Consider the following 25,481-nt stretch of genomic DNA (forward strand, 5'->3'; position numbering starts at 1 on the left):
AGTCGAGCGAAAGGCACGAAGCCAGTCAGTCCAAGGGTCACGCCCGCAGTCACCGACCACAGCCCAGCACCATCAGGCTGCGAAGGGAATCCTCACAGTGAGTCCAGACGACGTCGGGCGCCGAACGCGCGTGCTGGGGAGGCCGGGGCGATCCGGGCACTCCGGTCCGGGCGCGCCCTTCTACAGGTGGTCCATCGCACCCGTCAGGACGGAGCGCAGGCGCTGCTCGATGTCGTCGAACTCGGGCTGGCCGATGATCAGCGGCGGGGCGAGCTGGATGACCGGGTCGCCGCGGTCGTCGGCACGGCAGTAGAGGCCGGCCTCCCAGAGGGCGCCGGAGAGGTAGCCGCGCAGGAGCCGCTCGGACTCGGCGTCGTTGAACGTCTCCTTGGTCTCGCGGTCCTTGACCAGCTCGATGCCGTAGAAGTAGCCGTGGCCGCGGACGTCGCCGACTATCGGGATGTCGAGCAGCTTCTCGAGGGTGGACCGGAAGCCCGGGGCGTTCTGCTGGACGTGGTCGACGAGGCCCTCGCGCTCGAAGATGTCGAGGTTGGCCATGGCGACCGCCGAGGAGACCGGGTGACCGCCGAAGGTGTAGCCATGGGCGTAGGCGGTGGTGCCGCTCTTGAAGGGCTCGAAGAGCCGGTCGCTGGCGATCATCGCGCCGATCGGCGAGTAGCCGGACGTCATCCCCTTCGCGCAGGTGATGATGTCGGGCTGGTAGCCGAACTCGGCGGCGCCGAACATCTCCCCCACCCGGCCGAAGGCGCAGATGACCTCGTCGGAGACGAGCAGGACGTCGTACTCGTCGCAGATCTCGCGCACGCGCTCGAAGTAGCCGGGGGGCGGCGGGAAGCAGCCGCCGGCGTTCTGCACGGGCTCGAGGAAGACGGCGGCGACCGTGTCGGGGCCCTCGAACTCGATGGCCTCCGCGATCCGGTCGGCCGCCCAGCGGCCGAACGCCTTCTCGTCGTCGCCGACGTAGTCGGGGCGCCGGTAGAAGTTGGTGTTGGGCACCTTGTGGGCGCCGGGCACGAGTGGCTCGAACATCTCCTTCAGCGGCGGGATGCCGGTGATGGACAGCGCACCCTGGGGGGTGCCGTGGTAGGCCACGGCCCGCGAGATGACCTTGTGCTTGTTGGGCTTGCCGGTGAGCTTGAAGTACTGCTTGGCCAGCTTCCAGGCGGACTCGACCGCCTCGCCGCCACCGGTCGTGAAGAAGACGCGGTTGAGGTCGCCGGGGGCCATCGCGGCGATCCGGTCGGCGAGCTCGACGGCCCGTGGGTGGGCGAACGACCACAGCGGGAAGAAGGCCAGCTCCTTGGCCTGGCGGGCCGCTGCCTCGGCGAGCTCCTCGCGGCCGTGCCCGACCTGCACGACGAACAGGCCGGCCAGCCCGTCGATGTACTCGCGGCCGTGGCTGTCCCAGATCTTGTGCCCCTCCCCCCGCACGATCATCGGCATCTCGCCGCCGTTCTCGTAGGTCGAGTGCCGGGTGAAGTGCAACCAGAGGTGGTCGCGGCCGGCGGCCTGGTAGTCGAAGGACTCGGCGTCGTGGGTGTGGCTGCTCATCGGGTGCCCCAGTTGTAGTGCTGCTTGTTGAGCTTGAGGTAGACGAAGGTCTCGGAGGAGACCACGCCCTCGAGCTCGCGGACCTGTCGGATGACGTCGAGCAGGTGCGGGTCGTCCTCGCACACCACCTCGACGAGGAGGTCGAAGCTGCCGGCGGTCGTCACGACGTAGTCGACCTCGTCGACCTGCGCGAGCAGGTCGCCGACCTTCATCGGGTCGCCCTCCGTGCGCACGCCGATCATGGCCTGCCGGGTGAACCCGACCTGGGTCGGGTCGGTGACCGCGACCACCTGCATGATCTCGGAGTCGAGCAGCTTCTGGACCCGCGCCCGCGCGGCGGCCTCGGAGAGGCCGACCGCCTTCGCGATCGCGGCGTAGGAGATCCGGCCGTCCTCCTGGAGGAGCTCGATGATCCGCTTCGCGGTCGCATCCAGCCGGACTGGTCCTTCACTCATGCGCCCATCGTGCTGTGCGGATCGGTCGGTTGCAACTCCCCTGACGCGGATTCCGCGTTTTGGAGAGGTTAATTCTGCGTTTCCCGCAGTTTCTTTTGGCTTCACCTATGGAGATTCTCCCGCTGGTCGTCCTAGTCTCCCTTCACCGCACTCGACCGGGAGGACCCACGTGACCAGCCCACGCACGCTGCGCAACTTCATCGACGGCGCCTACGTCGACGCCGGCTCGGGGACCACGAGCGAGGTCGTCAACCCCGCGACCGGTCAGGTCGTGGCGCACGCACCGGTCAGCGGCGCCGACGACGTGGACGCGGCCTACGACGCGGCGCAGCGCGCGAGCGCCGAGTGGGGACGTACGACGCCCAGCGAGCGCCAGCAGGCGCTGCTCAAGCTCGCGGACTCCATCGAGGCGCACGCCGAGGAGCTGATCGCCCTCGAGTCGGAGAACACCGGCAAGATCAAGGCCCTCACGGCGAGCGAGGAGATCCCGCCGATGGTCGACCAGCTCCGGTTCTTCGCCGGCGCGGCCCGCGTGCTCGAGGGCAAGGCCGCCGGGGAGTACATGGCCGGCCACACGTCGTGGGTCCGCCGCGAGCCGATCGGGGTCGTCGGCCAGGTGACCCCGTGGAACTACCCGTTGCTCATGGCCATGTGGAAGATCGGGCCGGCGCTGGCCGCGGGCAACACGGTGGTGCTCAAGCCGAGCGACACGACCCCCGAGAGCACGCTCCGGCTGGCCGAGCTGGCCTCGGAGTTCCTGCCCGCCGGCACCCTCAACGTCGTCACCGGGGACCGCGACACCGGCCGACTGGTCGTCGAGCACCCGACCCCGGCCCTGGTCGCGATCACCGGCTCGGTGCGTGCCGGCGCCGAGGTCGCCGCGAGCGCCGCCCCCCACCTCAAGCGCGTCCACCTCGAGCTCGGTGGCAAGGCACCGGTGGTGGTCTTCGACGACGCGGACATCGAGGCGGCCGTCGAGGGCATCGCGATCGCGGGCTACTTCAACGCGGGCCAGGACTGCACCGCGGCGACCCGCGTGCTCGCGGCGCCGGGCATCCACGACGACTTCGTGGCCGCGCTCGCCGACTACGCCCGCAGCTCGGCGCCCGTCGGCCTCCCCGACGACGAGGACGCCCTCTTCGGCCCCGTCAACAACGCCAACCAGCTCGCGCGGGTCAGCGGCTTCATCGAGAACCTGCCCTCGCACGCGACCGTGTCGGCGGGCGGCAACCGGCGTACGGACCTCGGTGACGGCTTCTTCCTCGAGCCCACGGTCCTCTCCGGCCTGCTGCAGGACGACGACGCGATCCAGAACGAGATCTTCGGTCCCGTCATCACCGTGCAGCGCTTCACCGACGAGGACGAGGCCATCCGCTGGGCCAACGGCGTGGACTACGGCCTGGCGTCGTCGGTCTGGACCAAGGACTTCGGTCGCGCCATGCGGATGTCGCGCGCCCTCGACTTCGGGTGCGTGTGGATCAACACCCACATCCCGCTCGTGGCCGAGATGCCGCACGGCGGCTTCAAGAAGTCCGGCTACGGCAAGGACCTCTCGATGTACGGCTTCGAGGACTACACCCGGGTCAAGCACGTGATGGCGAACATCGAGAGCTGAGCACCACGCGGACCACGCACCACCGCACGACGTACGACCACCAGAGCGACTCGGGCCTAGCGGAGGACCTTCACTGATGACACCGATCCCGCGCCGTGACCGGCGCCCGTTGTCGCCCCCGGCGGCCGAGGTCGTCGCGGCGGCCACCGGCGGCCTGAGCCGACGCCGGCTCCTCGGCACCGGAGTGGCCGCCGGCGCCGGGCTCGCGCTCACTGCGTGCGCGCCGCCCTCGCCCCCGACCGGCGGCCCGGCCGCGGTGAAGCTGCCCAAGGACGTCTCCGCCTCGGACAAGACGCTGAGGTGGGCGAACTGGACGGCGTACCTCGACATGAACGGCAAGGAGACGAAGTCGCCGACGCTCGAGGCCTTCATCCAGCAGACCGGGATCCAGGTCAGCTACAGCGAAGACATCGACGACAACGACTCCTACTACGCCAAGATCGGTCCACAGCTGCGCGCCGGCCAGAGCATCGACCGCGACATCATCACGATGACCGACTGGATGGCCGCGCGGATCATCCGCGACCAGCTCTGCCAGCCCCTCGAGCTGATCCAGATGCCCAACGTGGTCAACAACCTGCTCCAGCCGCTCAAGGACGTGTCGTTCGACCCGGGCCGCCAGCACTCGATCACCTGGCAGAGCGGCTTCGCCGGGATCGGCTACAACAAGGAGAAGGTCGGCCGCGAGCTCAAGTCGCTCGACGACCTCTGGACCGACGACCTCAAGGGCAAGGTCGTGGTGCTGTCGGAGTTCCGCGACACCGCCGGGCTGGTGATGCAGTCCCAGGGTGTCGACATCGACAGCGACTGGGGCAAGGCGGAGTTCGAGAACGCCCTGGACTTCATCGAGCAGAAGATCGAGGAGGGCTACATCCGCAAGGTGAAGGGCAACTCCTACCTGGAGGACCTCACCAGCGGCAACGCCGTCGCCGGCATCACGTGGAGCGGCGACATCTTCATCCTCGCCTACGACACCGAGGACCCCAACTGGACCTTCGCCATCCCCGAGTCCGGCGGCACCCTGTGGTCGGACAACATGATGGTGCCGATCACCTCGACGCACCGTCGCAACGCCGAGCGCCTGATGGACTACTACTACGACCCGGCCGTCGCGGCGCAGGTGGCCGCCTGGGTCAACTACGTCTGTCCCGTCGACGGTGCCCAGGCCGAGATGGAGAAGATCGACCCCGACCTGGCCGAGAGCCCCCTCATCTTCCCCACGGCCGACTACATCGCGGAGAAGAACATCCAGGCGTTCCGCGTGCTCGACGCCGACGAGGACATCGAGTTCGCCGACCTGTGGTCCACGAAGGTGATGGGGAACTGACATGGCCGGATTCCGCGAGGCGCGCGGCGACCTCAAGCTCGACAGCGTCACCAAGGCCTTCGGCGACTTCACCGCTGTCGACGACATCGACCTGGACGTCCCCCGTGGGTCGTTCTTCGCCCTGCTCGGACCGTCGGGCTGCGGGAAGACCACGACGCTGCGGATGATCGCCGGCCTCGAGCAGCCGACGGCCGGCCGGGTGATGATCGGCGACACCGACCTGACCGGTTCGCGACCCTACGAACGACCGGTGAACACGGTCTTCCAGTCCTACGCACTGTTCCCCCACCTGACGATCCGCGACAACGTGGCCTTCGGGCCCAAGCGCCGCAAGGAGAAGGAAGCGGCCGCGCGTGCCGACGACGCCCTCGAGCTCGTCCAGATGACGCAGTTCGCGGGTCGCAAGCCGGCGCAGCTCTCCGGCGGCCAGCAGCAGCGCGTCGCCCTGGCCCGCGCGCTCGTCAACCACCCCGAGGTGCTGCTGCTCGACGAGCCGTTGGGCGCGCTCGACCTCAAGCTGCGGCGCGAGATGCAGGTCGAGCTCAAGCGCATCCAGACCGAGGTCGGGCTCACCTTCATCCACGTCACCCACGACCAGGAGGAGGCCATGACCATGGCCGACACGGTCGCGGTGATGAACAAGGGCCACATCGAGCAGCTCGGTGCACCGGCCGCGCTCTACGACCTGCCCCGCACGCGCTTCGTCGCCAACTTCCTCGGCCAGGCCAACACCGGTGTCGGCACCATCAAGGGCACCGACGGCGACCACCTCGTGGCCGACGTGCTCGGCACACCGGTCAAGATCCTCAAGTCGCGCTCGCAGGTGCACGACGGCGAGGTGCTCTTCGGGGTCCGGCCCGAGAAGGTGACCGTCTCGCGCAGCCAACCCGAGGGCGCCGGCAACGACGTCAAGGGGGTCGTGCGCGACGTGTCCTTCCTCGGCGTGGCCACCAGCTACCTCGTCGACATGCCCAGCGGTGCCACCTGGAGCTGCTACGAGCAGAACCTCGACGTCGAGCCGCTCGACCTCAGGCCCGGGGACGCGGTGTGGCTGACGTGGAACCCCGGCCACGCCTTCGGTGTCCCCGTGGACGAGTCATGAGCTCGCTGGCGCAGGTCTCCCAGGTGGCCGGCGACCCGGCGGTCCACCCGACGGCCCCCGCGCCGGAGACGCAGAAGCGCGGCTGGACGGCGTACCTCCTGCTGCTGCCGGGAGCGCTGTGGCTCGGAGTCTTCTTCGTCCTGCCGCTCGTGCAGCTGGCGACCGTGAGCCTCCAGAGCCGCTACCCGGGCTTCCCCGGCTACTACTACCGCGACGTCAACCTCGACAACTACGTCAGCGCCCTGACCGACTACGCCCCGCACTTCGCGCGGTCCTTCCTCTACGCCGGGCTGGCGACCTTCCTCGCCTTCGTGGTGGCCTACCCGCTGGCCTACGCGATGGCGTTCAAGGCCGGCAGGTGGCGCAACCTGATGATGATCTGCGTCATCGCGCCGTTCTTCACCTCGTTCATCCTGCGCACCTTCGCGTGGTCGCAGATCCTCGCCGACGAGGGCTGGGTGGCCGGCACCCTCAACTTCCTGCACCTCCTGCCGGGCGGTCACATCATCAACACGCCGGTGGCCGTGATCGCGGGACTGACCTACAACTTCCTGCCGTTCATGGTGCTGCCGATCTATGCCTCCCTCGAGCGCGCCGACCCGCGCGTGATCGAGGCGGGTGGCGACCTCTACGCCAACGGGTTCACCACCTTCCGCACCGTGACCCTGCCGATGTCGATGCCCGGGGTGCTGGCCGGCACCCTGCTCACCTTCATCCCGGCGGCCGGCGACTTCGTCAACATGGAGCTGCTCGGCCCGCAGCGCGGGAAGATGGTCGGCAACGTCATCAACGACCAGTTCCTCGCGATCCCGGGCGGCTACCCGGTCGCCTCGGCCCTGTCGTTCACGCTGATGGCGGCGATCCTCGTGATGGTCTTCCTCTACGTGCGCCGCTTCGGCACCGAGGAGCTGGTGTGAGATGAGCGCCACGACCACCACGCCCTACCGCCCCTCCGGAGCGAAGAGGGCCCAGCTCTGGTTGGCCAACCACTTCGCGATCCTCTCGGCCATCCTGGTGCTGCTCTACCTCTTCCTGCCGGTGGCCTACACCTTCGCCTTCTCGTTCAACGACCACGGCAAGACCAACATCGTGTGGCAGGGCTTCACGTGGAAACACTGGCAGGACCCGTGCCGCGTGGGCGGTGCCTGCGAGTCGCTGGTGACCTCGCTGCAGGTCGGGGCGATCTCCACCGTCGTGGCGACGGTGCTCGGCACGCTGATGGCGCTGGCGATGGTGCGCTACCGGTTCCGCGGCAAGGCCGCCAGCAACGTGCTGATCTTCGTGCCGATGGCCACCCCGGAGATCGTGATGGGCGCGGCGCTGCTGACGATCTTCGTGCAGGGCTTCGCCAACATCGGCATCGACCTGGGCTTCGGCACGATCGTGTTCGCCCACATCATGTTCTGCCTGAGCTTCGTGGTGGTGACGGTGAAGGCGCGGATCCAGTCGCTCGACCCGCGGATCGAGGAGGCCGCCCAGGACCTCTACGCCAGCCCGGTGCAGACGTTCTGGAAGGTCACCTTCCCGCTGATCCTGCCGGGCATCCTGGGTGCCGCGATGCTCGCCTTCTCGTTGTCCTTCGACGACTTCATCATCACCAACTTCGTCTCCGGCAACGAGTCGACCTTCCCCAAGTTCGTCTACGTCGCGTCGCGCCGCGGCATCCCTGCCGAGGCCAACGTCATCGGGTTCTCGATGTTCGTGCTCGCCGTCCTGCTGGTGGTCGGTGCGCAGGCCGTGGGCTCGCTGCGTGCCTCGAGGACCAAGGAGTGATCCATGACCGAGCCCGGCGCTGAGCCCGGCCGTACGCCGATGCGGGTGCTGATGGTCGGAGCCGGGGGCGTCGGCGACGCCGCCGCCCGCATCGCCGTCGAGCGCGACTACTTCGAGGCCTGGGTCGTCGCCGACTACGACCTGGCGCGGGCCGAGCGGACCGTCGCGGCGGCGCGCCAACGGCGTACCAGCGACGAGCGGTTCCGTGCCGCGCAGGTCGACGCCTCCGACGCCGACGCCGTGGCCGCACTGGCCCGCGAGGTGCGCGCCACCCACGTCTTCAACGCCGTCGACCCGCGCTTCGTCATGCCCATCTTCACCGGCGCGCTGGCCGCCGACGCCGACTACCTCGACATGGCCATGAGCCTGTCGGTGCGTCACCCGGACGCGCCGTACGAGAAGGTCGGCGTCAAGCTCGGCGACGAGCAGTTCGCCCGCGCCGGTGACTGGGAGGCGGCGGGCCGGCTGGCCCTGCTCGGCATCGGCGTGGAGCCCGGGCTCTCCGACGTCTTCGCCCGCTACGCCGCCGACGAGCTGTTCGACCACATCGACGAGCTCGGCACCCGCGACGGCGCCAACCTGGTGATCCGCGACGACGACGGCAACGAGGTGTTCGCACCCGGCTTCTCGATGTGGACGATCATCGAGGAGTGCCTCAACCCGCCCGTGGTCTGGGAGCGCGAGCGCGGCGGCGGTGACCTGGAGAAGGGGTTCCGCACCCTCCCGCCCTTCTCCGAGCCCGAGGTCTTCGACTTCCCCGAGGGCATCGGTCCGGTGGAGTGCGTCCACGTCGAGCACGAGGAGGTGCTCCTCATGCCGCGCTGGGTCGAGGCCGACCGGGTGACCTTCAAGTACGGCCTGGGCGAGGAGATGATCGCCATCCTGCGCACGCTCCACACCCTCGGCCTCGACTCGACCGAGCCCGTCTCGGTCAAGGGTGTCGAGGTCTCCCCCCGCGACGTGGTCGCCGCGTGCCTGCCGGACCCGGCCACGATCGGGCCGCGCATGGAGGGCAAGACCTGCGCCGGACTGTTCGTGACCGGCACCGGCAAGGACGGCGCCCCGAGGGCGACGTACCTCTACCACGTGGTCGACAACGCCGACTCGATGCGCGACTACGGCGCCCAGTGCGTGGTCTGGCAGACCGCGATCAACCCCGTCGTCGCGCTCGAGCTGCTCGCCGACGGCACCTGGTCGGGCACCGGTGTGCTCGGCCCCGAGGCGCTGCCCCCGAAGCCGTTCCTCGACCTGCTCGCCGCACCCAAGCCCACGGGATACGGATCCCCCTGGGGAATGGAGGACAGAACATGACGCTCTCGCAGGAACGGGTCCTGGCCACCGAGATCCCCGGCCCCCGCTCGCAGGCGCTGCAGGCCCGCAAGGTCGCGGCCGTGTCGGCGGGCGTCGGCACCACCCTGCCCGTGTACGTCGAGCAGGCCGGCGGTGGCATCCTCCGCGACGTCGACGGCAACCAGCTCATCGACTTCGGCTCCGGCATCGCGGTCACCACGGTCGGCAATGCCGCGCCGCGCGTCGTCGAGGCCGTGCAGCGCCAGGTCGCCGACTTCACCCACACCTGCTTCATGGTCACTCCCTACGAGGAGTACGTCGCGGTCTGCGAGAAGCTGGCCGAGGTCACGCCGGGCGAGCACGAGAAGCGGTCGGCGCTCTTCAACTCCGGGGCCGAGGCCGTGGAGAACGCGGTCAAGGTCGCACGCCACCACACCGGCCGCGACGCGATCGTGGTCTTCGACCACGCCTACCACGGCCGGACCAACCTCACGATGGCCCTGACGGCGAAGAACATGCCCTACAAGCAGGGCTTCGGCCCCTTCGCCGGCGAGGTCTACCGCGCCCCGATGGCCTACCCCTACCGCTGGCCCGGCGGAGCCGAGGCCTGCGCCGACGAGGCCTTCGACGCCTTCGTCACCACCGTCCACACGCAGGTGGGCGAGGACAACTGCGCCGCGGTCCTCGTCGAGCCGATCCAGGGCGAGGGCGGCTTCATCGTCCCGCCGCCCGGGTGGCTGCCGCGCGTCGCGGACTGGTGCCGCGACAACGGGATCCTCTTCATCGCCGACGAGATCCAGACCGGCTTCGCCCGCACCGGCGACTGGTTCGCCTGCGACCACGAGGGCGTCGTCCCCGACATCGTCACCACCGCCAAGGGGATGGCCGGCGGGCTCCCCCTGGCCGCCGTCACCGGTCGCGCCGAGGTGATGGACTCCGTGCACGTCGGAGGACTCGGCGGCACCTACGGCGGCAACCCGGTCGCGTGCGCGGCTGCCCTCGCCGCGATCGAGACGATGGAGGTCGAGGACCTCCCGGCGCGGGCCCGGGCGATCGAGGCCGCCTTCCTCCCGCGGCTGCGGGCCCTGGCCGAGCGGCACCCCGACCGCGTCGGGGACGTCCGCGGTCGTGGCGCGATGCTGGCCGTCGAGCTGGTCAGCGACGGCCCCGGTCGGACGCCGGACGCAGCGCTCGCCGGTGCGGTGCACCGCGCCTGCTCCGCACAGGGGCTCGTCACCCTGACGTGCGGCACCTTCGGCAACGTCTTCCGCTTCCTCCCCCCGCTGGCGATCGGTGACGACCTGCTCACCGAGGGGCTCGACATCTTCGAGGCGGCCTTCGACGCCGCTGTCCGTTCGTCCGGCACTGGCAAGGTGGAGTGATGGCCGACCAGAACACGACCCTCATCGAGACCGTCCCCACCCAGCTGCTGATCGGCGGTGACTGGGTCGACGCCAGCGGCGGCGGCACCTTCGAGGTGCACAACCCCGCCGACGACAGCGTGCTGACCCGCATCGCTGACGCCACGCCTGCCGACGGCGAGCGAGCGCTGGCCGCCGCCGCCGCGGCGCAGGAGGAGTGGGCTGCCACCGAGCCGCGCAAGCGCGGCGAGATCCTGCGCAGCGCCTTCGAGCTGCTCACCGAGCGAGCCGACGACTTCGCCCGCCTGATGACCCTCGAGATGGGCAAGACCCTTGCCGAGGCCAAGGGCGAGGTGACCTACGGGTCGGAGTTCTTCCGCTGGTTCTCCGAGGAGGCGGTGCGCATCCACGGCCGCTACTCCATGGCACCGTCCGGCTCGTCGCGGCTGATCACCATGAAGGCCCCGGTCGGTCCGACGCTGATGATCACGCCCTGGAACTTCCCGCTCGCGATGGGCACCCGCAAGATCGGTCCCGCCATCGCGGCCGGCTGCACGATGGTCGTCAAGCCCGCCTCGGAGACGCCGCTGACCATGCTCGCGCTGGCCGGGCTCCTCGAGGAGGTCGGGCTGCCGAGGGGCGTGCTCAACATCGTCACCACGACCGACTCCGGGGGCGTCTGCGAGCCGATCATCAAGGACCCCCGGCTGCGCAAGCTCACCTTCACCGGCTCGACCGGCGTCGGCAAGACCCTGGTGGCGCAGGCTGCCGACCAGCTGCTGCGGGTCTCGATGGAGCTCGGCGGAAACGCGCCCTTCCTGGTGTTCGGGGACGCCGACGTCGACGCCGCGGTCGAGGGCGCCATGCTCGCCAAGATGCGCAACATCGGCGAGGCGTGCACGTCGGCGAACCGCTTCCTCGTGCACGAGTCCCTGGCCGAGGAGTTCTCCACCAGGTTCGCCGAGCGGATGGGTGCCTTGACCGTCGGCGACGGCACCGGTGACGGTGTCGACGTCGGACCGCTCATCACCGACAAGGCCCGCAAGGGTGTCCACGAGCTCGTCGACGAGGCGGTGTCCTCGGGCGCCCGGGCGCTCGTCGGAGGCGCGGTGCCCGACGGGCCCGGCCACTTCTACCCGCCCACGGTCCTGGTCGACGTACCTCCCACCGCTCGGGTGTTCCGCGAGGAGATCTTCGGTCCCGTCGCGCCGATCTCCACGTTCTCCGACGACGACGAGGCCGTCCGCCGGGCCAACGACACCGAGTACGGCCTGGTCGCCTACGTCTTCACCCGCGACCACGCCCGGGTGCTGCGGGTCAGCGAGGCGCTCGAGTTCGGCATGGTCGGGGTCAACACGGGCATCGTGTCCAACCCCGCTGCACCTTTCGGCGGCGTCAAGCACTCCGGCTTCGGCCGGGAGGGCGGCTTCGAGGGCATCGAGGAGTACCTCGAGACCAAGTACGTCGGCAGCGCGCTGTGAGCCGGTCGTGACCGCCATCGACCGCGCCCGGCTGGCCGCGCTGCACGCCGAGGAGGAGCAGCGCTTCGTCGACCTGCACCCGACCTCGGCCCGGCTCGCCGCGGAGGCCGCCGAGCACCTGCTCGCCGGTGTCCCGATGCCGTGGATGACCCGGTGGCCGGGATCGTTCCCCCTGTTCGTGGAGAGCGCCGGAGGCGGTCGGTTCACCGACGTCGACGGCATCGAGCACGTCGACCTCTGCCTCGGCGACACGGGCTCGATGACCGGGCACTGCCTGCCGGCGGTGGCCGAGGCCGTGCGCGAACGCACCGAGCGCGGCATCACGACCATGCTCCCCTCGACGGACGCCGCCTGGGTGGCCGCCGAGCTGGCCCGGCGGTTCGGGCTCCCCCGCTGGCAGATGGCGATGACCGCCACCGACGCCAACCGGTTCGTGCTGCGATTCGCGCGGCACCTGACCGGGCGGCCGCGGATCGCGGTGATGGACTGGTGCTACCACGGCACCGTCGACGAGACGCTCGCGGTGCTGGAGCACGGTCGGGCCGGGGACCGCGTCGTCGCCCGTCCGGGGGCGCTCGGCCCGCAGGTCGACGTGGCGCAGACGACGGCGGTGGTGCCGTTCAACGACCTCGACGCCCTCGACCGGCGCCTCGCGGAGGGCGACGTGGCGTGCCTGCTCATGGAGCCCTCGCTGACCAACATCGGTATCGTGCTGCCCGACGAGGGCTACCTCGCCGGCGTGCGCGAGGTGACGCGCAGGCACGCGGTGCTGCTCGTCAACGACGAGACGCACACCATCTGCGCCGGCCCGGGCGGTGCGACCGCGGCGTGGGACCTCGACCCGGACTTCGTCGTCATCGGCAAGCCCATCGGTGGCGGCATCCCCGTCGCTGCCTACGGCATGAGCGCGGACGTGGCGGCGCGGCTCGAGGGGCCGATGCTCGGCCACGACATCGACGTCGCCGGCGTGGGCGGCACGCTCTCGGGCTCCGCGCTGGCGATGGCCGCGGTGCGCGCCACGCTCTCGACCGCGCTGCGCCAGGAGGACTTCGACGTCGCCGTCCCCCTCGCCACCTCGTTCACCGACGGCATCCAGGGCGTCATCGACGAGCACGACCTGCCCTGGCACGTCCAGCGCCTCGGGTGCCGGGCGGAGTACTGGTTCTGCCCGCCTCCGCGGACCGGGGCGGAGGCCGCCGCCGCGGTCGACGAGGAGCTCGACGCCTTCTTCCACCTGTGGACCGTCAACCGCGGCGTGCTGCTCGCGCCGTTCCACAACATGTCGCTGTTCTCGCCCTTCCACACCCCGGCCGACGTCGATGCGCACACCTCTGCCTTCCGCGGGGCCGTGGAGGCTCTCGTCGGCTGACGGGGCCGCCGTCGACGGCGTACCGTGGGCAGATGCGGGGCTGGTTCCAGGTCTTCGGCGCGGTGCTCCTGCTCCACGTCCTGATACGGATCGGGATCGCGGCGCTGCTCGACGAGCTCGGAGGCTGGCGCACCGCTCGCGGCGTGGTCCGGCTGGCACGCCGGCTCCGACCCCGGCGAGCCGTCGTGGTCGCCCTCCACCGGCCCATCGAGGACGTCGGCGCCGACCTGCGCCGCCTCCACGCGTCGTTCCACCGCGAGGGCCTGCGGTTCGCCAAGTACGAGGGCTGCCGGCTGGCCTACGACCGGGTGCTCGCCGAGGCGGCCGACATGGTCGAAGCGGCCCACCTGCTGGACGTGCTGCCGCCCGGCACCGAGCGCGACCACGAGCGCGAACGTGTCGAGATGCTGCTCGAGGACGCCGGTCTCCTCCCCCGGCCGTGGGCCGCCTGAGGGATCAGGCGTGCCGCTGCAGCCCGGCGCCGAGCCCCATCCGCACGGCGCCGCAGGCCTCGAGCATCGCCTCCCGCCCGGAGCGCCCGACCCCGGTGCTGTTGACGAACGCGTGGATCAGCCCGTCGTGGCGGCGCAGCGCGACCGGCACGCCTGCTTCTGCCATCCGACGGGCGTAGGCCTCCCCCTCGTCGCGGAGCGGGTCGAAGCCGGCGACCGCGACGTAGGCCGGTGGCAGGCCCGACACGTCGTCGGCGAGGAGCGGGGACACGCGCGGGTTCGTCCGGTCGCCCGGGTCGGCGAGGTAGTGCTCGGTGTACCAGTCCATCTGCTTCTCGGTCAGGAAGTGCCCCTCCGCGAACTCGCGGTAGGAGTCGCTGTGCCGGCTCAGGTCGGTGACCGGGAAGAACAGCACCTGCAGGGCCGGGCGGACCCGCGACTCGCGGAGGTCCTGGCACAGCACGGCCGCGAGGTTGCCGCCGGCGCTGTCGCCCGCCACACCGATCCGGTGCGGGTCGTGGCCCCATGCGTCCGCGCGGGACGCAGCGAACATGAAGGCCGCCTTCGCGTCGTCCGGAGCGCCCGGGAACGGGTGCTCGGGGGCGAGGCGGTAGTCGACGGCGAGCACCGAGACCCCGGCGTAGGTCGCGAGGAAGCGGCAGACCGTGTCGTGGCTGTCGAGCGAGCCGACGACGAAGCCACCACCGTGGAAGTAGACGAGCAGGCGGTCGGCGTCGCGCACGTCGGCGAGGTAGCGGCGGGCGGCGATGCCGCCGGCGAAGGTCGGGATCTCGAGGTCCTCGACGAGCGCCATCGGCAGCGCCCTGCCGCCGAACAGCGTCGCCTCCTCCTCCACCTGACGGCGGGCCTCCGCCACGGGCAGGGCGCTGAAGTCACTGTCGGGCAGGGCGTCGAGCAGGCGCAGCGCCGCCGCCACCTCCGGCTCCATCTGCGCGCCCGCGCGATTCACACGGCGACCGCCGAGCAGCGTCTGCACACGGTGGGGGGCGCGACCCACGGCCGTCACCACGGCGCGCGACAAGGTGGCCTCGATGGCCTTGGCATCCATGGCCCGCATGCTCGCACGTCCGCGCCGCCGCGTCCCGGACGGTCCGTGGATCAGGCGCCCCGGCTGTCGTCCGTGCGGTCAGGACTCCGGCAGGTCCGCGATGATCCCGGCCGCGCGAGCCGCCTCGGCGTACGCCGTCGCGAGGGTGCCGACCGTCTCGTGGGCGTTGAGCCCCGAGGGGTTGGGCACCACGAAGACCCGCGACCTGCCCCAGCGCTCGGGCTGCTCACCTGCCGTCGCGCGCCGCTGGTCGAAGGCGGACCGGTAGGCGGTGACGCCGGCCACGGCGACGACCCGCGGGCGCCGATCGGCGACGAGCCGCCGGAGGCGCTGCCCGCCCTCGCGGAGCTCGTCGGGGGTCAGCTCGTCGGCACGGGCCGTGGCCCGCGGCGCGACGTTCGTGATGCCGATGCCGCGGCGCCGCAGCGCGTCGCGGTCCGCCTCGGTCATGCCGGCTGCCTGGTCGACCGGGTCGGTGAGGATCCCGGCCTGCAGCAGCGCCGGGTAGAAGCGGTTGCCCGGGTGGGCGAAGTGCGTCTGCGTGGCTGCGGTCCACAACCCCGGGTTGATGCCCACGAACAGCAGCAGCAGCGGCTGGTCGCGAGCCGGCAGCAGGTCGGGGACCTCGGTGTCCCGGTACGACTCCAGCTCGGTGCGCGTGAAACCCATGCCGCCCATCCTGACGCACGAGACGCGAGGAGCAGCCGGTCCGTAGATTGGGGCGCATGGAGCTGCCCCGCGTGCCCGGCGACGTGCTCGTGCACCTGCGTCGCGCGCGGGACCACCTCGACGCCCACTACGCCGACGACTTCGACCTGGACCTGCTCGCCGGCCTCGCCGGGATGAGCCGGTTCCACTTCCTGCGCTCGTTCGCGGCCACCTACCGGATCACTCCCGGTGCCTACCTCACGCAGCGGCGCATCGAACGCGCGCAGGACCTGCTGCGCGCCGCGAACCTGACCGTCACCGAGGTGTGCCACGCCGTCGGCTACTCCAGCCTCGGCTCGTTCAGCTCGCGCTTCGCCGAGGTGGTCGGCGAGACCCCCAGCCAGTTCCAGCGGCGCTACGCCGCAGCGGGCAACCCGCGCATCCCGGGGTGCTACGTCTTCATGGCCGGACTGGTGGAGAGGACCGCAATGACGGAGAAGCAGGGCGGCGCGACGCGTCCCTAGGGTCGAGCCATGATCACGAACATCTCGCTCCTGTCCGTGTGGGTCACCGACATCGATGCCTCCCTCGCCTTCTACACCGACGTCATGGGTTTCGAGGTCGGCGACGACCTCCAGCTCGGCCCGGACTTCCGGTGGTGCACCGTCGTCCACCCGAAGCAGCCGGAGATCCACCTCCACCTGACCACTCCGAGCAAGCCGCTGCCCGACTACCTCATCGCCGCGATGGAGCGTGCGCAGGCCGAGGGGGCCATGCCCGGCATCGGGCTCAACGTGGACGACTGCCGTGCGACCTACTCCGACCTCAAGGCCAAGGGCGTCGAGTTCCTCCAGGAGCCGGAGGACCGCCCGTACGGAGTCGAGGCGCTCATGCGGGACAACTCGGGCAACTGGATGGTGCTCGTCGAGCCGCGCAGCTTCACCCCCGAGGACTTCGACGGCGCCGACCTCGGCTGAACGCCCGCTGGTCCACACGCACGAGACCCCGCCTCCCTTGCGGGAGACGGGGTCTCGGATGGATCAACCGGTCTCGACACGCCCTGGTCGCGACTTCACAAGCTCAGTCGCGGGACTGCTCGACCTGGCTGAGGTCCGCCGTCCCGACTGCGTCGGGTCGGCGGCTCAGCTCACTTGGTGATCTTGGTGACGCGGCCAGCGCCGACCGTGCGGCCACCCTCGCGGATGGCGAAGCGCAGGCCCTCGTCCATCGCGATGGGCTGGATGAGCTCGACCGACATCTCGGTGTTGTCACCCGGCATGACCATCTCGGTGCCCTCGGGGAGGGTCACCACGCCGGTCACGTCCGTGGTCCGGAAGTAGAACTGCGGACGGTAGTTGTTGAAGAACGGCGTGTGACGGCCGCCCTCGTCCTTCGACAGGATGTAGACCGAGGCGTCGAAGTTGGTGTGCGGGGTGGTCGTGCCCGGCTTGATCACGACCATGCCGCGCTCGACGTCCTCGCGCTTCGTGCCACGGAGCAGCAGACCGACGTTCTCACCGGCCTGGCCCTCGTCGAGCAGCTTGCGGAACATCTCGACACCGGTGACGGTCGACTTCTGCGAGCCCTCGCGGATGCCGATGATCTCGACCTCCTCGTTGACCTTGACGATGCCGCGCTCGATGCGACCGGTGATGACGGTGCCACGACCGGTGATCGTGAAGACGTCCTCGACGGGCATGAGGAACGGCTTGTCGGTGTCACGCTCGGGGGTCGGGATGTAGTCGTCCACGGCCTGCATGAGCTCGGCGACCGACTCGCCCCACTTCTCGTCGCCCTGGAGCGCCGGGAAGGCAGCAACGCGCACCACGGGGATGTCGTCGCCGGGGAACTCGTACTCGGAGAGGAGCTCGCGCACCTCCATCTCGACGAGCTCGATGAGCTCCTCGTCGTCGACCATGTCGCACTTGTTGAGCGCGACGACCAGGGCGGGGACACCGACCTGGCGCGCGAGCAGCACGTGCTCACGGGTCTGCGGCATCGGGCCGTCGGTGGCGGCGACCACGAGGATCGCGCCGTCCATCTGCGCCGCGCCGGTGATCATGTTCTTGATGTAGTCGGCGTGACCGGGGCAGTCGACGTGCGCGTAGTGACGCACCTCGGTCTGGTACTCGACGTGCGCGATCGAGATCGTGATGCCGCGCTGACGCTCCTCGGGAGCCTTGTCGATCTGGTCGAAGGCCGAGGCCTCGTTCAGATTCGGGTACTTGTCGTGCAGCACCTTGGTGATCGCCGCGGTCAGCGTCGTCTTGCCGTGGTCGATGTGACCGATGGTGCCGATGTTGACGTGCGGCTTGGTCCGCTCGAACTTCGCCTTAGCCACTGGGGCTCCTCCTGATTGTTGTTACTTGACTCGTGGGTGTGGGGTGGTGCTGGGTGCCGAGGATCCGGCGGCGATCACTCGCCGCGGACCTTCTTCACGATCTCGTCGGCGATGTTCGAGGGAACCTCGGCGTACGAGTCGAACTCCATCGAGTACGACGCCTGACCGGAAGTCTTGGACCTCAGGTCGCCAACGTACCCGAACATCTCGGACAGCGGCACGAGGGCCTGCACGACCATGTCGCCGTGACGCTCCTCCTGTGCCTGGATCTGGCCGCGGCGCGAGTTGATGTCACCGATGACCGTGCCGAGGAAGCTCTCGGGGGTGGTCACCTCGACGGCGAACATCGGCTCGAGCAGGACCGGCTTGGCCTTGCGGGCAGCCTCCTTGAACGCCTGGTTGCCGGCGATCTTGAACGCGAGCTCGGACGAGTCGACGTCGTGGTAGGCGCCGTCCTCGAGCGAGAACTTCACGTCGACCATCGGGTAGCCGGCGAGGACGCCGAACTCCATGGCCTCCTGGCCACCCTGGTCGACCGAGGGGATGTACTCCTTCGGCACGCGACCACCGGTGACGTTGTTGACGAACTCGTAGCCCGCGCCCTGGCCGGTCTCGGGGTCGATGTTCGGACCGAGGTTGATGACCACCTTGGCGAACTGACCCGAACCACCGGTCTGCTTCTTGTGGGTGTACGAGTGCTTCTCGACCGTGTTGCGGATCGTCTCGCGGTAGGCCACCTGCGGCTTGCCGACGGTCGCCTCGACGCGGAACTCGCGCTTCATGCGGTCGACGAGGATCTCCAGGTGGAGCTCGCCCATGCCGGCGATGATCGTCTGGCCGGTCTCTTCGTCGGCCTTGACCGTGAAGGTCGGGTCCTCGTCGGAGAGGCGCTGGATCGCGGTGCCGAGCTTCTCCTGGTCACCCTTGGTCTTGGGCTCGATCGCGACCTCGATCACCGGGGCCGGGAACGTCATCGACTCGAGGACGACCTGGTTGTTGGGGTCGCACAGCGTGTGACCGGTCTTGGTGTCCTTGAGGCCCATGACGGCCACGATCTGGCCGGCGCCGACCGACGCGATCTCCTCACGCTTGTTGGCGTGCATCTGGTAGACCTTGCCGATCCGCTCCTTGCGGCCGTTGACCGAGTTGACCACGGTCGAGCCGGCCTCGAGCTTGCCGGAGTAGACCCGGACGTAGATCAGCTTGCCGAGGTGCGGGTCGCTGGCGATCTTGTAGGCGAGGCCGGAGAACGGCTCGTCGTCGCTGGGCTTCCGGGCGACCTCCTCGTTCTCGTCCTTGACCGAGTGACCGATGATCGCGTCGATGTCGAGCGGCGAGGGCAGGTACTTCACGACGGCGTCGAGCAGGGGCTGGACGCCCTTGTTCTTGAACGCGGTGCCGCACAGGACCGGGTTGAGCTTGTCGGCCAGGGTGGCGCGACGGATGGCGGCCTCGAGCTCGGCGACGGTGAAGTTCTCGTCACCCTCCTCGAGGTACTTCTCCATGATGTCGTCGTCGGCCTCGGCGAGGGTCTCGATGAACTTCTCGCGGTACTCGGCGGCCTGCTCGGCGAGGTCGGCCGGGATCTCCTCGACGTCGTAGTCCTCACCCATCTTGGTCTCGCCGCGCCAGGTCAGGGCACGCATGCCGACCAGGTCGACGACACCGAGGAAGTCGGACTCGGCACCGATGGGGAGCTGGAGCACCAGCGGGGTGGAGTTGAGGCGCTCGACCATCATGTCGACGCAGCGGAAGAAGTCCGCGCCGGTGCGGTCGAGCTTGTTCACGAAGCACATGCGGGGGACCGAGTACTTGTTGGCCTGGCGCCACACGGTCATGGTCTGGGGCTCGACACCGGCGACACCGTCGAAGACGGCGACAGCACCGTCGAGGACGCGCAGCGAGCGCTCGACCTCGGCCGTGAAGTCCACGTGACCGGGGGTGTCGATGATGTTGATCTGGTGGTCCTTCCACCAGCAGGTCGTCGCGGCGGACGTGATGGTGATGCCGCGCTCCTGCTCCTGCTCCATCCAGTCCATCGTGGCGCCACCCTCGTGGACCTCACCGATCTTGTAGGTGATGCCGGTGTAGAAGAGGATGCGCTCGGTGGTGGTGGTCTTGCCGGCGTCGATGTGCGCCATGATGCCGATGTTGCGGACCTTGTTGAGGTCGGTGGTGATGTCGACAGCCACTGAAAGTCTCAGTCCCTCGTAAGAGTTGATGGGTTGGTGGGGGGCGGGGCTCCTCGGCGGAGCCCCGCACCGATCACCAGCGGTAGTGGGCGAAGGCCTTGTTGGACTCAGCCATCTTGTGCGTGTCCTCGCGCTTCTTCACAGCGGCACCCAGGCCGTTGCTGGCGTCGAGGATCTCGTTCATGAGGCGCTCGGCCATCGTCTTCTCACGACGGTCCTGCGCGTAGCCCACGAGCCAGCGCAGGGCCAGCGTGGTGGAGCGGTTGGCCTTGACCTCGACGGGGACCTGGTAGGTCGCGCCGCCGACGCGGCGGGACTTGACCTCGATGGCCGGCTTGACGTTGTCCATCGCGCGCTTGAGCGTGACGACGGGGTCGGTGCCGGTCTTGTCGCGGCAACCCTCGAGAGCGGTGTAGACGATGCGCTGCGCCACAGCCTTCTTGCCGTCCTGCAGGACCTTGCTCACGAGCTGGGTGACCAGCTGGGAGCCGTAGACCGGGTCGACGACGAGGGGGCGCTTGGGAGCGGGACCCTTGCGAGGCATTACTTCTCCTTCTTCGCGCCGTAGCGGCTGCGGGCCTGCTTGCGGTTCTTGACACCCTGGGTGTCGAGCGAGCCGCGGATGATCTTGTAGCGGACACCGGGAAGGTCCTTCACACGGCCGCCGCGGACGAGCACGATGGAGTGCTCCTGCAGGTTGTGACCGACACCCGGGATGTAGGCGGTGACCTCGACGCCACTGCTCAGGCGCACGCGGGCGACCTTGCGGAGGGCGGAGTTCGGCTTCTTCGGGGTGGTCGTGTAGACGCGGGTGCAGACGCCACGGCGCTGCGGGGATCCCTTCAGGGCAGGCGTCTTGTTCTTGGACACCTTGTCCTGGCGGCCCTTGCGGACCAGCTGGTTGATGGTGGGCACCGGGTGGTTCCCTCTCTCTGTCTTCTGTCACGGCTCGGCGCGGTGCCGGGCTCGGGTGTCGTGCATGTCGTGCGTGTGCCTGTCGCGACTGCGTGCGGCGCGGCTGTTGGAGGGCCGCGGCGAATCTGTGCATGCGCATGGGTCTGGACGTGCCAGACACAAGGAAAGAGGCTACTCGGGCGCCAATGCAGGGTCAAAACGCCGCAGAGGCGGCCGGCACGGGCCCTTCGGTGGCAACCTCGCCACGCTCACGTCGCGCCCGGTCGAGCCGGAGGTGGACGGCCGCGGAGACCGCGACGCCCACGATGGTCAGCGTACCGCCGCCGATCAAGGTCCAGCGAGCGCCGTACTCCTCACCGATCCAGCCGATGATCGGTGCACCGATCGGTGTGCCGCCCATGAAGATCATCATGTAGAGCGCCATCACGCGCCCGCGGACGCCCGCGTCGGTGTGCAGCTGCATGTAGGTGTTGGCGCTGGTGATGAACGTCAGTGCCGTGAGGCCGGTGACCGGCGCGAGGAGCGCGAACGTCAGGTAGCTCGGCATCAGGCCTGCCAGCACGACGGTGGCTCCGAACGCGAGGGCCGCCCCGACCACGAGGCGGTGGCGGACCAGGGCGCGCCGCGCGGCGAGCAGCGAGCCGGTGAGCGAGCCGATCGCGAGGACCGTGCCGAGCAGGCCGAACTCCTCGGGACCCTTGCCGTAGACCTCGGTGGCCATCAGCGCGGAGGTGATCTGGAAGTTGAGGCCGAAGGTGCCGGCGAAGAAGACCAAGCTCAGCACGAGGAGCAGGTCGGGCCGCGCGCGGACGTAGGCCACGCCCTCGCGGATCGCGCCCGGACCGCGGTTGACGGGGGCGGCGGCATCGATGCGGCTGGTGTCGAGGTGGCGCAGCGACCACACGGGAGCGGCGTACGACACCGCGTTGAGGAGGATGACCCAGCCGGTCGCGACCGCTCCCCCACCGAACGCCGCGATCAGCACGCCGGCCAGGCCGGGGCCCACGAGGCGCGCGGCGTTGAAGCTCGCGGAGTTGAGGCCGACGGCGTTGGTGAGGTCGCCCGGGTCGACGAGCTCGGAGACGAACGACTGGCGCGCCGGGGCGTCGAAGGCCGACGCGGCGCCCAGCACCAGGGCGAGGACGTAGACGTGCCAGACCTCGGCCCGGCCCGTGACGGCGAGGACACCGAGGACTGCGGCAGGCAGCGCCATGCCGATGTTGGTCAGCTGGAGCAGGCGGTGCTTGGGCATCCGGTCGGCGACCAGGCCCGCGAACGGGGTCAGCAGGAGGAAGGGCAGGAACTGCAGGCCCGTCGTGATGCCGAGCGCCGTGGCGCCCGAGCCCGCGGCGAGCTCGAGGACCAGCCAGTCCTGCGCCACGCGCTGCATCCAGGTGCCGGTGTTGGACACGACACCACCGGCGGCGTAGCGGCGGTAGTTCGGGTTGGCGAGGGAACGGAAGGTGGGACTCGTGATGACTCCTCGGTCGTCAGTCGGTCAGGGCAAGTCGGGCGAGGACCGGAGCGGCCTCGCGGAGGGCGGCGCGCTCGGCCGGCGTGAGCTCGGCGAGGCGCTGGGAGAGCCAGGCGTCGCGGCGCTGGCGGTCGGCCAGCACGGCCGCGCGGCCGGCATCGGTGATCGCGACGACGACCTGGCGGCCGTCGGTCTCGTGCGGGCGCCGCGTGACGTAACCGTCGCTCTCCAGGCAGTTGACCGTGCGGGTCATCGACGGCGGCTGCACGCGCTCCGCGCGGGCCAGGTCGCCGACGGTCTGGTCGCCCAGGCGCACGAGCAGGCCGAGCACGACCATCTGCGGGATGCTCAGGTGGTTGTCGGGGTGGCGCTCGGCCACCAGGCGGCGGCGCAGGCGCATCACACCGGCCCGGAGCTCTGAGGCGAGCCCGGCGTCGGTCCGGAGGTCAGCGGTCGGCATGTCGTTAGCATAACTCATTACCTGTGCTAACTATTCCGCCGACCGGGCACGTCGTCGCGCTGAGGACGACCCGACCGGGCACTTCCTCGCGGTAGTAACGCGAGGAAGTGCCCGGTCAGCGTGGTCAGCGCGACGAGGTGCCCGGTCAGGTGAGCCAGGAGGTGATCGGGTCGATGGCGAAGTAGACGACGAACAGGGCGGCCACGATCCACATGAGCGGGTGCACCTCGCGGACCTTGCCGACGACCAGCTTGATCAGGACGTAGGCCAGGAAGCCGGCGCCGATGCCGACCGAGATCGAGTAGGTGAACGGCATCAGCACGATCGTCAGGAACGCCGGGATGGCGATCTCGAGGTCGTCCCAGGCGATGCCCTTGACCTGCTGCATCATCAGGAAGCCGACCAGCACCAGCGCCGGGACCGCGGCCTCGGAGGGGATCGCCTCGACGACCGGCGCGAAGAAGGTGCTCAGCAGGAACAGCACGCCGGTCACGACCGACGCCAGGCCGGTGCGCGCACCCTCGCCCACGCCGGAGGCCGACTCGATGTAGGAGGTGTTGGACGAGACGCCGGCGGCACCACCGGCCATCGCGGCGATCGAGTCGACGACGAGGATCCGCTGCGAGTGCGGCGGGATGCCTTCCTCGTCGTTGAGGCCGGCCTCGGCGCCGATGGCGGTCATCGTGCCCATGGTGTCGAAGAAGTCGGCGAGGAGCAGCGTGAAGGTGAGCAGCACGGCGGCCAGGAGGCCGACGGAGGAGAACGCGCCGAACAGGTCGAACTGGCCCACCGTCCCGAAGTCGGGGACGTCGACGAAGCCGTTGAGCTCGGGCACGTTGAGCGACCAGTTGCCCGGGCCCTCGTTGGCGACCGAGTCGAGGTCGAGGACGGCCTGGAGCACGAACGCCAGGACGGCGGTGGCGACGATCGAGATCAGGATCGCGCCGCGCACCTGGCGCACCCACAGGGCGATGATGAGGACGACGCCGATCGCGAAGACGAGCACCGGCCAGCCGGTGAGGGTGCCGCCGTTGCCGAGCTGGACCGGCACGGTGGTCTTGAAGGCGTCGGGGATGCGGGTCACGAAGCCGGCGTCGACGAAGCCGATCAGCGCGATGAACAGGCCGATGCCCACCGAGATGGCGATCTTGAGCTGCTGGGGCACGGCGTGGAACACGGCCTTGCGGAAGCCGGTCAGCACGAGCAGCAGGATGATGATGCCCTCGAGCACGATCAGGCCCATTGCGTCGCCCCACGTGGAGCGGGTCGCGATCGCGTTGGCGACGAAGGCGTTGAGGCCGAGGCCGGTGGCGAGCGCCAGCGGGAAGTTGGCCACCGCACCCATCAGGATCGTCAGCACACCGGCCACGAGCGCGGTGCCCGCGGCGATCACCGGGAGGTTGGACCCGTCGCCGGTGCCGCCGCCGAGGAACTCGCCGGTCGAGTCGGGCACGAAGCCGAGGATCAGCGGGTTGAGCACGATGATGTAGGCCATCGTCAGGAACGTGACCACGCCGCCGCGGACCTCGCGTCCGACGGTCGAGCCTCGCTCGGTGATCTTGAAGAAGCCGTCGAGGCCGGAGGCCTTCGTGGGCTGGGCTGCGGTGTTGGTCGGCTCGCTCACAGGACCGCAGTCTGGCAGACCCGCGACACGCGCGTGTCCCAGGCTCGCGTCGGGTTGTAGCGTGTCGCCGTGGACCTGGGTGACGAGCAGCCGACACAGCACGAGATCGGGCGGCGCACCTACATCGTCGCCCAGGTCGAGCCGCTCGACGTCGACGGCGTGCGGACCACGGAGGTCGGCACGGCACTGTGGCTGCTCGGCTTCCTCGGCCTGCTCCCCTTCTGGGGCACGCTGCAGGAGAACGGTCGCACGTGGTGGCTGTGGACCTGCCTGGCCGGGTTCGGCCTCGGGCTCTGCGGCCTGGAGTACTGCCGCCGGCGTCGCAAGGAGCGGGCCGCCCAGCAGGCCCGCCCGTGAGCTCGCGCCTGCCCCCGACCCGCTGGGAGGTCGCGGGTGAGGACAACCGGGGCTACGGCCAGCACTTCGCCGTGCAGGTCGCCCGGGGCGTCGACGTCGACGGGGAGGCACGCTTCCTCGACGCACTCGCGCCCCGTGGGGCGCGGATCCTCGACCTCGGCTCCGGGATGGGCCGGGTGGCCGCGGCGCTGCAGGCGCGCGGCCACGACGTGGTCGCCACCGAGCCCGACGCCGACCTGCGCGCGCAGTCGGAGGCGACGTACCCGGGCCTGACGGTGCTGCCGCACGAGGCGCTCGCCCTCGACCCCGGCCAGCTGGGCACCTTCGACGTGGTCGCGATCGTGGGCAACGTGATGGTCTACCTCGGCGAGGACACCGAGGTCGCCGTCCTCGAGCGCGTGCGCGAGCTGCTCGCACCCGATGGCCGCGCGGCCATCGGGTTCCACCTCACGGCGGTCAAGGCCGGCAGCCGGACGTACCTGGCCGACGAGTTCGTCGCCGACGTCACCGCCGCGGGGCTGCGTGTGGTGCACCGATTCGGCAGCTACGAGCTCCACGAGCCCCACGACGAGTACGCCGTGTGGGTGCTGGCGCGCTGACCGCG

Annotated in this window: 25 protein-coding genes; 14 read left to right on the plus strand and 11 right to left on the minus strand. The window is 69.9% G+C overall.

The genetic code is table 11. From position 1 onward, the window contains the following. Window positions 1-180: 180 nt before the first annotated feature. A complete protein-coding gene (locus tag ASC64_RS06825; RefSeq protein WP_056906802.1) occupies window positions 181-1,572 on the minus strand; it encodes an aspartate aminotransferase family protein in 1,392 nt (463 codons plus the stop codon). Then, window positions 1,569-2,027 carry an Lrp/AsnC family transcriptional regulator gene (locus ASC64_RS06830; protein ID WP_056906803.1) on the minus strand — a complete coding sequence of 153 codons (459 nt, stop codon included), beginning with the start codon at window positions 2,025-2,027 and terminating at the stop codon, window positions 1,569-1,571. Before ASC64_RS06830 ends, ASC64_RS06825 begins: the two co-directional genes overlap by 4 nt. A gap of 169 nt (window positions 2,028-2,196) precedes the next feature. Here ASC64_RS06830 and ASC64_RS06835 point away from each other — a divergent pair, with 169 nt between their 5' ends. From ASC64_RS06835 to ASC64_RS06880, 10 genes are all read left to right on the plus strand, one after another. After that, a complete protein-coding gene (locus ASC64_RS06835) occupies window positions 2,197-3,642 on the plus strand; it encodes a gamma-aminobutyraldehyde dehydrogenase (RefSeq protein ID WP_056906804.1) in 1,446 nt (481 codons plus the stop codon). A 76-nt stretch (window positions 3,643-3,718) separates the two neighbouring features. Further along, a complete protein-coding gene (locus ASC64_RS06840) occupies window positions 3,719-4,969 on the plus strand; it encodes an ABC transporter substrate-binding protein (protein WP_056906805.1) in 1,251 nt (416 codons plus the stop codon). A 1-nt stretch (window position 4,970) separates the two neighbouring features. Then, window positions 4,971-6,071: an ABC transporter ATP-binding protein gene (locus ASC64_RS06845; protein WP_056906806.1), complete on the plus strand. Its 1,101-nt coding sequence runs from the start codon at window positions 4,971-4,973 to the stop codon at window positions 6,069-6,071. Then, window positions 6,068-6,988, plus strand: a complete 921-nt coding sequence (locus ASC64_RS06850) for an ABC transporter permease (protein WP_056906807.1) — start codon at window positions 6,068-6,070, stop codon at window positions 6,986-6,988. The genes ASC64_RS06845 and ASC64_RS06850 overlap by 4 nt, the downstream gene beginning before the upstream one ends. Before the next feature lies 1 nt (window position 6,989). Continuing rightward, the gene (locus tag ASC64_RS06855) at window positions 6,990-7,844 is read left to right on the plus strand and encodes an ABC transporter permease (protein ID WP_056906808.1); all 855 of its coding nucleotides are present in this window, start codon (window positions 6,990-6,992) and stop codon (window positions 7,842-7,844) included. Window positions 7,845-7,847: 3 nt separating this feature from the next. Continuing rightward, a complete protein-coding gene (locus ASC64_RS06860; protein WP_235563568.1) occupies window positions 7,848-9,155 on the plus strand; it encodes a saccharopine dehydrogenase family protein in 1,308 nt (435 codons plus the stop codon). Continuing rightward, complete coding sequence (gabT, locus tag ASC64_RS06865) at window positions 9,152-10,516, plus strand: 4-aminobutyrate--2-oxoglutarate transaminase (RefSeq protein WP_056906809.1); 1,365 nt, start codon at window positions 9,152-9,154, stop codon at window positions 10,514-10,516. Before ASC64_RS06860 ends, gabT begins: the two co-directional genes overlap by 4 nt. Continuing rightward, window positions 10,516-11,976: an NAD-dependent succinate-semialdehyde dehydrogenase gene (locus ASC64_RS06870; RefSeq protein WP_056906810.1), complete on the plus strand. Its 1,461-nt coding sequence runs from the start codon at window positions 10,516-10,518 to the stop codon at window positions 11,974-11,976. Before gabT ends, ASC64_RS06870 begins: the two co-directional genes overlap by 1 nt. 7 nt (window positions 11,977-11,983) lie before the next feature. Then, the gene (locus ASC64_RS06875; protein ID WP_056906811.1) at window positions 11,984-13,345 is read left to right on the plus strand and encodes a transaminase; all 1,362 of its coding nucleotides are present in this window, start codon (window positions 11,984-11,986) and stop codon (window positions 13,343-13,345) included. 32 nt (window positions 13,346-13,377) lie between these two features. Then, complete coding sequence (locus ASC64_RS06880; protein ID WP_056906812.1) at window positions 13,378-13,797, plus strand: hypothetical protein; 420 nt, start codon at window positions 13,378-13,380, stop codon at window positions 13,795-13,797. 4 nt (window positions 13,798-13,801) lie between these two features. Here the strand turns inward: ASC64_RS06880 and ASC64_RS06885 are convergent, their stop codons facing one another. Both ASC64_RS06885 and ASC64_RS06890 read right to left on the minus strand, forming a co-directional pair. After that, the gene (locus tag ASC64_RS06885) at window positions 13,802-14,866 is read right to left on the minus strand and encodes an alpha/beta hydrolase (RefSeq protein WP_056906876.1); all 1,065 of its coding nucleotides are present in this window, start codon (window positions 14,864-14,866) and stop codon (window positions 13,802-13,804) included. Between the two features lie 78 nt (window positions 14,867-14,944). Beyond that, window positions 14,945-15,535, minus strand: coding sequence for a mismatch-specific DNA-glycosylase (locus ASC64_RS06890; protein ID WP_056906813.1), 591 nt, complete (start codon window positions 15,533-15,535; stop codon window positions 14,945-14,947). A 56-nt stretch (window positions 15,536-15,591) separates the two neighbouring features. Between ASC64_RS06890 and ASC64_RS06895 the strand changes: the two genes are divergently transcribed. Both ASC64_RS06895 and ASC64_RS06900 read left to right on the plus strand, forming a co-directional pair. Beyond that, complete coding sequence (locus ASC64_RS06895; RefSeq protein ID WP_082550264.1) at window positions 15,592-16,038, plus strand: helix-turn-helix transcriptional regulator; 447 nt, start codon at window positions 15,592-15,594, stop codon at window positions 16,036-16,038. Window positions 16,039-16,047: 9 nt separating this feature from the next. After that, a complete protein-coding gene (locus tag ASC64_RS06900; protein WP_056906814.1) occupies window positions 16,048-16,491 on the plus strand; it encodes a VOC family protein in 444 nt (147 codons plus the stop codon). A gap of 170 nt (window positions 16,492-16,661) precedes the next feature. On the opposite strand, the gene tuf is transcribed toward ASC64_RS06900, so the two are convergent. The 7 genes from tuf to ASC64_RS06935 form a co-directional block, all read right to left on the minus strand. Continuing rightward, entirely contained in the window at window positions 16,662-17,855 is a 1,194-nt protein-coding gene (gene tuf / locus ASC64_RS06905) for an elongation factor Tu (protein ID WP_056906815.1), read from the minus strand. Between the two features lie 74 nt (window positions 17,856-17,929). Further along, complete coding sequence (gene fusA / locus ASC64_RS06910) at window positions 17,930-20,047, minus strand: elongation factor G (protein ID WP_082550265.1); 2,118 nt, start codon at window positions 20,045-20,047, stop codon at window positions 17,930-17,932. Between the two features lie 73 nt (window positions 20,048-20,120). Next, window positions 20,121-20,591, minus strand: a complete 471-nt coding sequence (gene rpsG, locus ASC64_RS06915) for a 30S ribosomal protein S7 (protein ID WP_056906816.1) — start codon at window positions 20,589-20,591, stop codon at window positions 20,121-20,123. Continuing rightward, entirely contained in the window at window positions 20,591-20,962 is a 372-nt protein-coding gene (gene rpsL / locus ASC64_RS06920; protein ID WP_056906817.1) for a 30S ribosomal protein S12, read from the minus strand. The genes rpsG and rpsL overlap by 1 nt, the downstream gene beginning before the upstream one ends. 193 nt (window positions 20,963-21,155) lie before the next feature. Further along, window positions 21,156-22,373, minus strand: a complete 1,218-nt coding sequence (locus ASC64_RS06925) for an MFS transporter (protein WP_235563569.1) — start codon at window positions 22,371-22,373, stop codon at window positions 21,156-21,158. 79 nt (window positions 22,374-22,452) lie between these two features. Further along, entirely contained in the window at window positions 22,453-22,896 is a 444-nt protein-coding gene (locus ASC64_RS06930) for a MarR family winged helix-turn-helix transcriptional regulator (protein ID WP_056906819.1), read from the minus strand. Between the two features lie 145 nt (window positions 22,897-23,041). Further along, a complete protein-coding gene (locus tag ASC64_RS06935) occupies window positions 23,042-24,520 on the minus strand; it encodes an NCS2 family permease (RefSeq protein ID WP_056906820.1) in 1,479 nt (492 codons plus the stop codon). 69 nt (window positions 24,521-24,589) lie between these two features. Here ASC64_RS06935 and ASC64_RS06940 point away from each other — a divergent pair, with 69 nt between their 5' ends. Together ASC64_RS06940 and ASC64_RS06945 are read left to right on the plus strand one after the other, a co-directional pair. Continuing rightward, complete coding sequence (locus ASC64_RS06940; RefSeq protein WP_235563570.1) at window positions 24,590-24,877, plus strand: DUF2530 domain-containing protein; 288 nt, start codon at window positions 24,590-24,592, stop codon at window positions 24,875-24,877. Continuing rightward, entirely contained in the window at window positions 24,874-25,476 is a 603-nt protein-coding gene (locus ASC64_RS06945) for a class I SAM-dependent methyltransferase (RefSeq protein WP_056906821.1), read from the plus strand. Before ASC64_RS06940 ends, ASC64_RS06945 begins: the two co-directional genes overlap by 4 nt. Window positions 25,477-25,481 lie beyond the last annotated feature (5 nt).

It is taken from the genome of Nocardioides sp. Root122, from assembly GCF_001425025.1.
In the GTDB taxonomy this organism is placed as follows: Bacteria; Actinomycetota; Actinomycetes; order Propionibacteriales; family Nocardioidaceae; genus Nocardioides.